The organism is Arthrobacter humicola (assembly GCF_039531445.1).
GTDB classification, from domain to species: domain Bacteria; phylum Actinomycetota; class Actinomycetes; order Actinomycetales; family Micrococcaceae; genus Arthrobacter; species Arthrobacter humicola.
The window spans coordinates 57,207-68,402 of the sequence record NZ_BAAAQB010000041.1; the positions used below are offsets into that span (position 1 = coordinate 57,207).

Genomic DNA, 11,196 nt, shown 5'->3' on the forward strand with positions numbered 1-11,196 from the left:
GGCGTCAGTGCAGGAACTCCCGGATCAGTCCGGCTGTCTCCCGGGCCCGTTCAATGTGTGGCATGTGTCCTGTCTGCTCGAACAGATGCGTTTGGGCCTCGGGCAACAATCTGCGGGCCTCGTCCAAGTGCCCGGCCGGCAGAATGAGATCGGAGTCGCCCCACAGGATCAGCACGGGCTTCCCTGCCGCGGCGACCTCGGCGATCAGGCGCGACCGCCACCTCGGCCGGATCCCCCTGAACGTGCCAAGATCGCAGGCCACTTCGCGGAAAGCCCGCATGGCGCCCCGCTGCGAACCGCGGGCCACGCTCGCGGCAATTCGCTCCTGCGAAACGAAGGAACGGTTCACAAAGAGCGCCCGCTCCGTCCGGTACGCGGCCTTCGGCGAGGGCCGCAGGAGCAGCCGGCCGAGCACGGGCACCGCGATCAGCCGCAGCGCCGGGGTCACGGTCGCGCCGAATCCGGCGCTGTTGATCAGCACGAGGCGGCGCACCTTCTCCGGGCGCAGCACCGACAAGCGCATCGCGACGGCGCCCCCGAGCGAGTTGCCGACGACGTCGACGGCACCCAGCTCCTCTTCAGCGTCCAGGGCGTCCAGGAACCGGGAGACCCACGCGGCCAGGACGTCGAGCGTGTGCCGTCCGCGCAACGCCGTCGAGCCGCCAAACCCGGCGAGATCCACGCTGATCACCCGATGGCCGGCCCCCAGCAGCGTGTGCTGCTCGTCCCAGTCCGCAAGGCTCCGGCCGATGCCATGGAGCAACAGGACCGGGAACCCGCTCCCTGTGTCCCGGTAGCAGACCGGGCGGCCGTCCACGGCGATGCTCCGCGGTGCCGCCAGCACCGGGTCCGCACTCACAACGCCGCCAACTTGCGGGGTTTCCTTGAACGAGCCGCTGCGCCGTGTCCACTGAACAGCACGTCCGCTGAACAGCAAGCCGTTGCCGTGCAGCCGGCTCAGCCGGAACATCCTGACGTCCCGGGGGTAGTTCTGGTGCAGCCGCCACGGCGCGTGCGCGCCTTGTTTTGGCATCTGGTCGATGCCGCGGCGGATGTAGCCGGAGGTAAGGTCGATCAGCGGCCTGAGTTCGCCGACGTCGGGCGGGGCCACCGGCGTCACAGTGGTGTGACCGCTCCGGTCAAGGTGGCGCAGGATCCGGGCCACGTAGTGCACCACGAGATCGATCTTGAGGGTCCAGGACGCGTTCGTGTAGCCGATCGCGAAGGCCAGGTTCGGCACGTCGGCCAGCATCATGCCCTGATAGGTGACCTTCGTTGCCGGGTCCACCGGGACGCCGTCGACGCTGAGGGCCATGCCGCCGAAGAGCAGCAGATTCAGGCCGGTGGCCGTCACCACGACGTCGGCGGCCAGTTCCGCGCCGGAGGCAAGCCGGATGCCCGCCGGCGTGAGGGTCTCGATCGTGTCGGTAGCGACGTCGGCGCGGCCGGAGCGGATGGCCTTGAAGAGGTCGCCGTTCGGCACGATGCACAGGCGCTCGTCCCAGGGGTTGTACTTGGGCTGGAAGTGCTTCTCGACGTCGTAACCCTCGGGCAGGCGCTTCGTGACCTGGTGGCGCAGGATGCTCTTCATCTTTTCCGGACTCCGCCGGCTGATCTGGTAGCTCAGCAGCGCCCGTGCGATCCCCTTCCAACGCGAGACGACGCCGGCCAGGCGCCGGGGGACATGCCGGGATACGAGGGTGTCGAAACCGTCGTCGGTGTCCGGGAGGACGGCCATGTAGCCGGGGGAGCGCTGCAGCATGGTGACGTGCTCCGCGGCGGCTGCCAGCGCGGGAACGAGGGTGACGGCCGTGGCCCCGCTGCCGATTACGACGATCCGCTTTCCGGTCGCGTCGAAGTCCGCCGGCCAGTGCTGCGGGTGGATGATCTCGCCGGTGAAGCTGTCCTGACCCGGGAACGTTGGGCTGTAGCCCTCGTCGTAGCGGTAGTAGCCCGAGCAGATGAAAAGGAACGAGGTCGTGAAGGTAACCGGCGCCTCGGCGCCGCGGCAGACCTCGACCGTCCACAACGAGGTTTCGGAGGCCCAATCGGCCCTCACCACGCGGTGACCGTAACGGATCAGGCGGTCAACGCCGTAGGCCGAAGCGGTTTCGCGCACGTACTGCAGGATGGACGCGCCCGGGGCGATCGACGTCGACGTCTCCCACGGACGGAACGGATAGCCGAGCGTGAACATGTCGCTGTCCGAGCGAACCCCCGGGTAGCGGAACAGATCCCAGGTGCCGCCGCTGGATTCGCGGGCCTCGAGGACCGCCATCGATTTCGACGGGAAAGCTGTGGTCAGGCGGCATGCGGCGCCGATGCCGGAGAGCCCGGCTCCGACGATGAGGACGTCGAGATGTTCGGCGATGATGGTGCTCCCTAATAGTTGCGCGGCCGATGGGTGCCGCCCCGATTCCCCGCAGTCTATGAACAGGGTGTTGATGAAGTCAACATCCTGTCGAGAGGATGCTACGCTGACCGCATGAACCCAGCATCCGCCGCAGAAACTGCGCCGCCGTCGCCCGGACCGGCGGCGGCGAAAGCCGCGCCCGACGACGCCGCACAGGGCGTCCCGAACCGGGGACGCCGGGCGGCCAGGCTGTCCGGCGACGAACGCCAGCGGGCCATCCTGGTCGCGGCCGAGCGGCTGCTCGGCGAAAAGGACTTTGCGGACGTCACGATCGACGACCTCGCCCGGGGCGCCGGCATCTCGCGTCCGACGTTTTACTTCTATTTCGCTTCGAAGCAGGCTGTTCTGCTGACCCTCCTGGACCAGGTGGCGCACGAGGCCGAGAAGCGCACGGCCGATGTCTTCAGCGACCTCAGCGCGGCGCCGTCGGCCGCCTGGCGGAAGGCAATCGAAGCCTTCGCCGGGACGTTCGCGGCGCATCGCGGGGTCTCGGTGGCCGCTGCGGCCGCGCGTTCCTCGGAACCCGAACTCGCTGCCGAGTGGGCCACGCTGACAAACCGCTGGATCGACGCCGCAGCGGCGGCGATCGGGGCTGAACGCGACCGCGGCGCTTCACCCGCCGGACCGGAGCCGCGGCTGCTCGCCAGCGCGCTCAATCTGCTCAACGAGCGCGTCATCACGGCGGCGCTGACCGGGCTCCACCCGATGGGACCGGCGCTTCCGGCAGCAACCCTCCCGGGCGTCGTTGAGGACACCGTTGAGACCTTGCTCCATATCTGGCTCACCAGCATCTACGGAGCGGTGCCGGCTGACCCTTAGGAATGCCTACGCCTGAGGATTCAGTCTCCCGGGATTACTCCGGGGAAGTCCGCGCAAACTCCGCTCACGCACAGCCGCTTTTCGAAGGAGAGATCATGCTCGCAGGCCGACTCGACGTTGGGACCGCCACGTTCGCGGTAAGGGAAGTACCGGAGCCTGAGGCCGGCCCCGGACAAGTACGGATCGCCGTCGCTGCGGCCGGCGTCTGCCTCTCTGACGTCCACCTCATCGAGGGAATGCTCAAGCCGCAGTACCTCCGGGGCGATACCGTGACCCTCGGGCACGAAGTCGCCGGGGTGATCGACTAGCTCGGCGACGGCGTGGAGGGGTTGCGGCTCGGCCAACGGGTGCTCCTCCAGGCCGGCGAGGAGCGCGGCGGCACCGTTCTGACCCGTGGCGTGGACTACGACGGCGGCTGGGCGGAGTATGCAGTCGCTTCGGCCGGAACTGTTGTTCCGCTGCCGGACAGCCTCCCCTTTGAACAGGCCTGCTTCATCCCCGACGCCGTTTCGACGCCGTGGGCGGCCATCACCTCGACGGCCAGGATCCAGCCGGGCAAGCCGGCAGGGATCTGGGGTGTGGGCGGTCTCGGTGCCCACGCGGTGCAGCTGCTCCGGCTCGTGGGCGCTGCTCCGATCATCGCCGTCGACCCGCTCGAAGCGGCCCGCGCCCGGGCCCTCGAGTTCGGCGCCGACGTCGCCCTTGACCCCAACGACGCCGGATTCACCGCCGCCATGGGTGCGGCGACGCGCGGCCGCGGGCTCGCCACGGCGTTCGACTTCGCCGGGGGCCGGCCGTCAGGGAGCAGGCGGCGGGATCGTTGGGCGCCGGCGGAAAGATGGTCCTCGTGGGTCTGGCGGATCAACCGCTGCACGTGAGCAACGGGACGCTCTTCAGCTACCTCCGGCAGCAGATTCTCGGGCACTACGGTTCGGCCCCCGCCGACGTGGCCGATCTCGTCTCGCTCTACGAGCTGGGCCGGATCGAGTTCTCCCGCTCCGTGAGCCGCATCATGCCGCTCGCTGACGCCGCCGAAGCCGTGCGGATGCTCAGCGAGAAGGACGGCAACCCGATTCGGATCGTGCTCAAGCCATAGCGGCGTCCGGTGAAGTGCGGTCTGGAAGCGGGGAGTCCCGGGGCGTAGATTGAAGCTCGGGGCCCGCCGATTTCCGGGCACAGTCCCGACCAACAACGTGGCAGGGCACAAAGCCGCGCACGAGCATATGCGCAAGCCCCCTGCCGCGGGGAGGAGCGATTACTTGAGCGAAGTCATCCAACGCCTGCTGGCTGCGATGAATGCCCACGACCTCGAGGCAGCGGCTGCGTTGTTCCATGAGTCCTACAAGAGCGTGCAACCGGCCCACCCGGCCAGGGCCTTCGTGGGAAGGCGGCAGATGCACGCCAACTGGGCAGCGATGTTCGCTGGCATTCCGGATTTTCACGCCGAGGTGATCAGCTCGGCGGACCACGGCAACACCGCGTGGAGCGAATGGACCTGGGCCGGCACCCGCAGCGACGGACGGCCCTTCGACATGCGTGGTGTGACGATCTTCGAGGTCGAGGACGGCCTCATAACAGGCGGACGGCTGTACATGGAAGAGCTTGAACGAGAAAACGTGGGGATCGCCGAGACGGTGCAGTCGTTGGCGGGGCGCCGGCCGGATCAGCCCGCGCGGCCCGTGGACTGATAGGGCTGGCCTCATGATGAGCCGCATCACTTGCCGGGAGTCGGCCTTCGGAGGAGGATGAACGGCAAAGTCCAGGAGGTCCATCATGATCCAGCTTGGCAAGTTTGAGAAGTATCTGATTGAGGAATTCTTCGACGATTACCGGGCCGGCGCCATGAGCCAACGCACGTTCACGCGCCGGGTGGCGTTCATTACAGGCAGCATGGCGACAGCCTCGGCAGCGATGCTCCTGGTCGGCTGCACGCCCGACGAAGTTCCGCGCAGCACGGACCCTATGCCGACGCCGGCTAGGTCCTCGGCCGGGTCGGGGCAAGGGACACGTGCGTCGTCCGCGGGTGCGGTACCGGGGGCCAAGAGTCCGTTGTCCGTCCCCGAGGGAGCGGCCGGACTCACGACGGCGACGGTGCGTCTCACCGCTGGCGGCACCGATATCAGCGGCTACCTTGCGCGGCCGGATCATGGACCGGCCGGCCCGGCCGTGCTGGTCTGCCACGAGAACCGCGGGCTGACCCCGCACATCCAGGATGTGGCGCGCCGCTTCGCGAAGGCCGGGTATGGGGCACTGGCCCTGGACTTGCTGAGCCGGGAAGGCGGAACGGCGGGCATGGACCCGGACGCCATCCCGGGAGCGCTGATCCAGGCCGGAGCCCGGCGGCACGTCTCCGACTTCGCCGCGGCCTTCGATTATCTGAGTGCCCAGGACTTCGTCGACCAGGGCCGGATCGCCATGAACGGTTTCTGCTTTGGCGGGGGAATCACCTGGCAGGCGGCGACGGCGCTCCCGGGTTTGAAGGCTACGTCCGCGTTCTACGGACCCGCGCCCGATCTGGACAAGGCGGCGGCCATCAAGGCGGCCGTCTTTGGTGTCTACGCCGAACTGGACCAGCGGATCACCGGCGCCATGCGGGCGTTCCGGGATGCCCTGGCCAAAACCGAGGTCCGGCATGAGCTCAAGGTCTATCCCGGCGTGGACCACGCCTTCCACAATGACACGGGAGAGCGTTACAACCAGGAGCAGGCCACCGCCGCGTGGAACGACACCCTGGCCTGGTTCAGCAAGTATGTCTGAGGGCATGGTTGCCAGTCATCACTCCGGGCGGCCTTGAGTCACCACCGGCAGTTCATTCCAGCCTCAGGACATCACAGACACTAGGAGAGCCACCGCAGCCGAGATTACTCTCCGACGGCGGCGTCCTTCTCGTGCCGGTACGACGCGTCAAACGTCCCTCCATGCGCCGCGTCAGACGTCCCAACCACAGCCTTCAAGGCGGCAAGGTGTTCCACCAACGCCCGTTCCGGGTGTCCGGGATGGGCGTCAAGCTGCCGGCGGAGCAGTTCCCGTGCCCGGTCGTGCTCCGGCGCGGTGTCGGCGAGCACGGCTTCGATGATTCTGGCGGCCTGATGTCGGATTCCGGCCGCACCTGAGGCATGCTCTGCGCCGAATGCCAGGTCATCGCGATCCTGGTCTTCCTGGAGTCCTGGAGTGGACGACGGCTCCACCGACATGGGCTATTCCTTTGGTCAACGTTCCGGCTGAGCCCGGAACCGGTGTTCCGACTTCCCCCCATCCCGGGTATGGGACCCGGATCCGAAGGCGGACCACCGAGACACACCATACAACGGCGCCGGACGCGCTTGCCCAGTGCTAGCGAAGTTTTTGCCAAGCTGATGCACAAGTTACGGCGTCGAGGCCTTGAGCGGCCCCGCCTCCGCGGTCGCCACCTCCAAAATTCCCGGCACCGCGTGCATTGGTCATCTCCCCGAAAACACATGGAAATACTCGCCGGGTAGCCTCGCAGCAAGGTATCCGTTCGGAAAGGTAGTGCGTCATGCGTGTTGGACTGATCCGGGTAATGACGACGTCGGACCGCCGCCTGCTCCACGCCCACGGCAAACTCCTGCAGGAAGCATTCGGATTCACCGTCACCTCCCGCTGTATTCCGGACCAGCCGTCCGGCGTCTACGATCAGGCGTCGCTCGAGTCTGCGGCTCCCAAGGTGGTCCAGTTGGCGCAGGAAATGGCCGGGGAGGCCGACGCCCTGATTATCAGTTGCACGTCGGACCCGGGGCTGGCCGCAACCCGGGCAGCCGTGGCTATCCCGGTCATCGGGGCGGGAGCCGCAGCCGCGGCCGCCGCGCTGACGTTCGGCGGAAGGATCGGGGTCCTGGGACTGGGCGCCCATGTGCCGGGCCCGATCGCGGAGTCGCTGGGCGACCGCATGCTGCTCATTGACGGCGAAGGGCGGCTCGAAACGCCCGATGCGTTCCTGATGCCCGCCGGGATTTTCGATGCCCTCGCCGCGGCCCACATGCTGGTTGATGCCGGCGCCGACGTCATTGTCCAGGCGAGCACGGGCCTGAGCAGCATCGGCATGGCGGACGTGCTCCGCCGCCGGCTCGGGGTGCCGGTTATCGACGCCGTGACGGCGGCCGGCTCCATGCTCGTCTCAGCGGTGTTTGCCCGCGAAGTCCAGAAGGTTTGAAGCCGGCGACCGAGGCCTACTTGTAGACGCGGACCCAGTCGACCTGCATCTGTGAAGGCTTGGTGGCTGATCCGTCAGGGAACCAGTCCAACTGCAGCGTCTGGTGCATGCCCACGGAGGGCAGGTGCGCCGGGTTCGTGTCGGAGAAGGTCTTCACGCCGTCGATGTAGCCGGTGATGCCGCCAGGAGTCCACTCGACGGCATAGTTGTGCCACTGGGTGGTGTCGATGGTCGTGGCCGCCGTGGTCTGGAAGTTCGAGCCGCTGCAGGCATAGTGCAGGAAGAACTTTATCTGGGCGGTGTTGGTGCTGCCCTCGGCGTAGTCGATCTCGGCGCAGTTGGGGGAGGTGTTGTTGTTCGGCCACAGGATCAGCACAGGATGGTACTTCGGGTCCCGGGCGTTGGTCCGCATGCGAGTCTCCCACTTGCCGTACTTTTGCTGCGCAAATTTGGCCGACATGCCGCCCGTGGTGCCGGCCGAGTTACCGCTCACTGTGGCCACGCCGTTGGCAACTGACCACGCCTGCGGGCTGCGCAGGCCCTTTCCGGCATGTCCGGTTCCGTTGAAGACGCTCCACTTGGTGGAGTCCGGGGCGCCCGTGTTGGAGAACTCGTCGCCCGCGACAACCGCACCCCAGCCCCGGGCCGTGGCGGCCTGCGAACCGTCGCCAGTGGCGGCGACGGCGGCCTGGGCGGAAACGGGCGCGGCGGCCGGCGCGACCGACGTCGAACCCGCGGCGGCTGCCGCCGGAGCGGCACCCCCTGCGGCCGGATCGACCGGTGCGGCTGCGGGTGTGGCGGGGACTGCCGGCGCCGCCACGATTCCGGGATCTGCCGCTGCAGTGGCCGACCCGCCGACCGGCTTCAGCGCAGACCCGGTGGCCGGCGCCTTAGTCGCTGCGGCCGCCGACGGCGTCGACGCCACGGCAGGACGTGAGGCCTCGCTGGCCGGGGAAAGGGCTGCGGCTCCTGCCGTGGGAGCAGCGCCGCACCCGGTCAGGGACAGTGCGCCCATGGTCAGCGCAATGGCGATTTTGTTGAAGTGTGTCGTCTTGAACTGTGCTTCTTTGGACGGTGCATCTTTGGACGGTGATTTCGTGAACAACGGACCCCTCCGGGCGTGGTGACTGGCGCACACAACCGTCGCTGCCAGGGCGGCGGCCAGTGCGGGAAGCTTCATCCGGCCCCTGCCGCAAGGGCACGGGCGAGCAGACGCCGAACGGCGCAACCGGGCCCGGCAAGGGGCAGTCCGGGGCCCTGCGTTCGGGCCAGGCCTTCGCGGCCAGTCGCCTACGTTACTGGATCGTTACCTTGGCCCGCAAACCTGCGCTTGTCGCCGCAAGTGGCGGAGTCGGGCGGGTTGATCGGATGCGGCGGCCGGCGCCCCCTCATTCTCCAGACGGAAAATCGTAGGCGGCCGGGATCTTTGCCGGGGGAGTGCCGTAGCTCAGGACGATTTCGTCGTGTGCCTTCAACGGGAGGTCCCGGATGCCGGCGTCGTACTTCTGGCCGTTCACGTAGAGGGTCCACCCGTCCAGCGATCCCGCCCCGGTGCCCGGGGCGCCGCTGCCTCCGAGGACGCCCCATTCCGTGAAGAGCTGCCCGAGGGTGAAGACCTGGCCGGCAGTGGGGGACTCGATGTGCACCACGCCGGTGGTGTCGTGGGTGTGCAGCGCGGAGATGCCGTTGGCCCTGTTGTCCGGGCCGGCCGTGATGCCGATGTTGGCCGGCACAGCTACGGCCTTGCCGTCCTTCAGCACGTCCAGATGCGCATGGTAGTGGTCCACGTTCCCCTCGGCTGTCAGCACCGAGAGACCGGCCTGGGCGATCCGTCCGGGAGCCCCTGCGATGTCGAGGCCAAAATCGGCGGCGGAGGCTGTGGAGGTCGTCGGCGCCGCCGACGTGGCAGGCACCTCGGGGGGCGGCCCGGAAGCAGCACACGACGCCACCCCCAACGTCACGGCGGAAAGTGCGACGGCAAGTGCCAGCTTGGGGTGCCTGGTGGTGGTGTGCATGGCTGGAGAACCGCTTTCAATCGGAAACTTGTCCCAATCAGTCTAGGTAGGCGCAGCCGGCGGGGCACGATTACGCGTTTTCCCGCCCGCGCGCCGAGGGGAAAGAATGGACCTGTGAGTGATGCTGGCGATTTCATTGACCTCGCGCTGCAGCGGGAAGGTTCCTGGAGCCGTGCGGAGGCGCTGCGGTACGGGCTGGGAAAGAATCCGGGGGGCGGTGGCCTCGGTTTCTACGGCGCCTCCGTGGGTGCCGTGCGCGGGACCGTCCGGGATGCCGGCCGCCGGTATTCCGGACTCGCGCATGATGAGATCACGGCACTGAGTTCCGAACTCTGGGCGGTGCCGGTCTTCGAGCGCCGCCTCGCAGCAGTCGTGCTGCTGCAGGACAACGTGAAGCTGTTGACCAACTCGGATCTCACCCGGCTGGAGGGCTTCATCCGGGAGGCTCGGCTGCCGGACCTCGCGGATCCGCTCGCCGTCGACGTCGTCGGGCCGCTCGTGGACGGTCTGGACGTCCTGGGCAGGGTGCGGGCCGACAGCGTGCTGGACCGGTGGGTGCGCGAGCCCGATCCCTGGCTGCGCCGGGCCGCGCTCCTTTCGCCGCTCATGGCGTTGCGCGCCGGCGCCGGGGATTGGGACAGGTTCGTCCGCCACGCGCGCGCGGTGCTCGGCGAGGACGCGGCGGGTTTCACGTTCGACTCCGACACGGAGGCCGACGGCGCCACAACCGACGACGCCGCGGCGGTGCGGGACGCCGTAACGCGGGTCCTGGCGGAAATGGCCAAGAGGAGACCCGAGCTACAGTTCACGCCCGTCGGAAGGTGACGTTCCCTTACTCGATCTTGTTCAGTGCTTCGGAGCGTTTGGATCGCCTGGATCAGATTGGTCGGCGGTGCTGCCGGCTTCGCTTGAGCCGCCGCCGGCCTTCGCGGGCAGCGCGAACCTCCTGGCCGCCCGTGACCCGGCCACGGCGCTCGCGGCGATGGTGATCAACGCACCCATCAGCAGGGCTGCTGCCTCGCCGGGGAACAGGACGTCAAGCTGCGTGCCGATGCTCGCAGCTGCCACCGGCACGCCGAGCTGGGCCGCCGACAACACGCCGAGCGGCAGGGGGAGCCCCAGGAAGGCCAAACCGGCGTGCGCCAGCAACGTTCCGGCTCCCAGTGCCAGACCGAGCGCAATCATGTCCGGATGCCCGGCCAGGTCCTTGAGCGTGAGGGATGCGCCCAGCCAGACGAAGAACAGCGGGCCCAGGAAGCCGTCGCTGAGGGCAAAAAGTTGCCGGGCCAGCCGCCTCGGTTCGCCGACGGCCGCCACCACCAGGCCGAAGGAAAAGCCCGCCATCATCACGGACACGTTGCCGAAAGTCGCGACACCGGCCAGGGCAAACAGCACCGCCAACTGGATCCTCAGCTCGAGGGCAAACTTGCGGTTCTCCGAGAGCCGGTGCACGTGGCCGCGGATTCCCGTGCTCTCCAGCCAGCGGAGTATAAAAAAGAGCGCCACAGCGCAGCCCGCCACCGTGAGCACGGTCAGGGCCGCCCGGCCCGCGTGCGGCGGATCCACCAGGAGCGGCAACGCCACAATGCAGGCTATGTCAGCGATCGCCACCTGTGCGGTCATGGAAACGACGTCGGGTCCGCCGAGGCGCAGAGAATCGACGATCGGGAGGACCAGCGCGGCCGACGAGGACGCCAGCAGCACGACGTAGAGGGGAGCATGTCCAGTCCCGAAGAGCAGGCCGATGCCGGTTCCGACGACCGCTGCCGCCGCGGCGG

The 11,196-nt window shown here is 68.2% G+C and carries 13 protein-coding genes; 8 read left to right on the forward strand and 5 right to left on the reverse strand.

Translation table 11 applies throughout. The features are described 5' to 3' along the window. Nucleotides 1-4: 4 nt before the first annotated feature. Entirely contained in the window at nt 5-2,569 is a 2,565-nt protein-coding gene (locus tag ABD243_RS16855; RefSeq protein WP_344368070.1) for an alpha/beta fold hydrolase, read from the reverse strand. On the opposite strand from ABD243_RS16855, the gene ABD243_RS16860 reads away from it, so the two are divergent. The 6 genes from ABD243_RS16860 to ABD243_RS16885 all read left to right on the forward strand — a co-directional run bounded on the left by ABD243_RS16860 (nt 2,486) and on the right by ABD243_RS16885 (nt 5,989). Then, nucleotides 2,486-3,232 (forward strand): TetR/AcrR family transcriptional regulator, encoded by a 747-nt coding sequence (locus ABD243_RS16860; RefSeq protein WP_344367539.1) that lies wholly within the window; start codon nt 2,486-2,488, stop codon nt 3,230-3,232. The genes ABD243_RS16855 and ABD243_RS16860 overlap by 84 nt on opposite strands. 95 nt (nt 3,233-3,327) lie before the next feature. Then, complete coding sequence (locus ABD243_RS16865; RefSeq protein WP_344367540.1) at nt 3,328-3,540, forward strand: alcohol dehydrogenase catalytic domain-containing protein; 213 nt, start codon at nt 3,328-3,330, stop codon at nt 3,538-3,540. A 12-nt stretch (nt 3,541-3,552) separates the two neighbouring features. Continuing rightward, complete coding sequence (locus ABD243_RS16870) at nt 3,553-4,110, forward strand: zinc-binding dehydrogenase (RefSeq protein ID WP_344367541.1); 558 nt, start codon at nt 3,553-3,555, stop codon at nt 4,108-4,110. After that, complete coding sequence (locus ABD243_RS16875; protein WP_344367542.1) at nt 4,107-4,328, forward strand: hypothetical protein; 222 nt, start codon at nt 4,107-4,109, stop codon at nt 4,326-4,328. The genes ABD243_RS16870 and ABD243_RS16875 overlap by 4 nt, the downstream gene beginning before the upstream one ends. 163 nt (nt 4,329-4,491) lie before the next feature. Then, entirely contained in the window at nt 4,492-4,920 is a 429-nt protein-coding gene (locus ABD243_RS16880) for a nuclear transport factor 2 family protein (protein WP_344367543.1), read from the forward strand. Between the two features lie 85 nt (nt 4,921-5,005). Then, nucleotides 5,006-5,989 carry a dienelactone hydrolase family protein gene (locus ABD243_RS16885; RefSeq protein ID WP_344367544.1) on the forward strand — a complete coding sequence of 328 codons (984 nt, stop codon included), beginning with the start codon at nt 5,006-5,008 and terminating at the stop codon, nt 5,987-5,989. A gap of 104 nt (nt 5,990-6,093) precedes the next feature. On the opposite strand, the gene ABD243_RS16890 is transcribed toward ABD243_RS16885, so the two are convergent. Then, nucleotides 6,094-6,426, reverse strand: a complete 333-nt coding sequence (locus ABD243_RS16890; protein ID WP_344367545.1) for a hypothetical protein — start codon at nt 6,424-6,426, stop codon at nt 6,094-6,096. Between the two features lie 323 nt (nt 6,427-6,749). Here ABD243_RS16890 and ABD243_RS16895 point away from each other — a divergent pair, with 323 nt between their 5' ends. Continuing rightward, entirely contained in the window at nt 6,750-7,403 is a 654-nt protein-coding gene (locus ABD243_RS16895) for an aspartate/glutamate racemase family protein (protein ID WP_344367546.1), read from the forward strand. 16 nt (nt 7,404-7,419) lie between these two features. Here the strand turns inward: ABD243_RS16895 and ABD243_RS16900 are convergent, their stop codons facing one another. Then, a complete protein-coding gene (locus ABD243_RS16900) occupies nt 7,420-8,583 on the reverse strand; it encodes a glycoside hydrolase family 16 protein (protein WP_344367547.1) in 1,164 nt (387 codons plus the stop codon). 208 nt (nt 8,584-8,791) lie between these two features. Beyond that, nucleotides 8,792-9,418, reverse strand: a complete 627-nt coding sequence (locus ABD243_RS16905; RefSeq protein WP_344367548.1) for a DUF4430 domain-containing protein — start codon at nt 9,416-9,418, stop codon at nt 8,792-8,794. A 114-nt stretch (nt 9,419-9,532) separates the two neighbouring features. On the opposite strand from ABD243_RS16905, the gene ABD243_RS16910 reads away from it, so the two are divergent. Next, nucleotides 9,533-10,243, forward strand: coding sequence for a DNA alkylation repair protein (locus ABD243_RS16910; protein WP_344367549.1), 711 nt, complete (start codon nt 9,533-9,535; stop codon nt 10,241-10,243). A gap of 21 nt (nt 10,244-10,264) precedes the next feature. Here ABD243_RS16910 and ABD243_RS16915 read toward each other — a convergent pair. Further along, the coding region (locus ABD243_RS16915) for a cation:proton antiporter (protein ID WP_344367550.1) at nt 10,265-11,196 on the reverse strand (932 nt) is incomplete at its 5' end.

Bases quoted from the DNA above. Each gene is read 5' to 3' on its own strand.
- ABD243_RS16885 (WP_344367544.1), top strand. From the start codon at position 5,006: ATGATCCAGCTTGGCAAGTTTGAGAAGTATCTGATTGAGGAATTCTTC.
- ABD243_RS16900 (WP_344367547.1), bottom strand. From the start codon at position 8,583: ATGAAGCTTCCCGCACTGGCCGCCGCCCTGGCAGCGACGGTTGTGTGC.
- ABD243_RS16895 (WP_344367546.1), top strand. From the start codon at position 6,750: ATGCGTGTTGGACTGATCCGGGTAATGACGACGTCGGACCGCCGCCTG.
- ABD243_RS16890 (WP_344367545.1), bottom strand. From the start codon at position 6,426: ATGTCGGTGGAGCCGTCGTCCACTCCAGGACTCCAGGAAGACCAGGAT.
- ABD243_RS16860 (WP_344367539.1), top strand. From the start codon at position 2,486: ATGAACCCAGCATCCGCCGCAGAAACTGCGCCGCCGTCGCCCGGACCG.
- ABD243_RS16865 (WP_344367540.1), top strand. From the start codon at position 3,328: ATGCTCGCAGGCCGACTCGACGTTGGGACCGCCACGTTCGCGGTAAGG.
- ABD243_RS16905 (WP_344367548.1), bottom strand. From the start codon at position 9,418: ATGCACACCACCACCAGGCACCCCAAGCTGGCACTTGCCGTCGCACTT.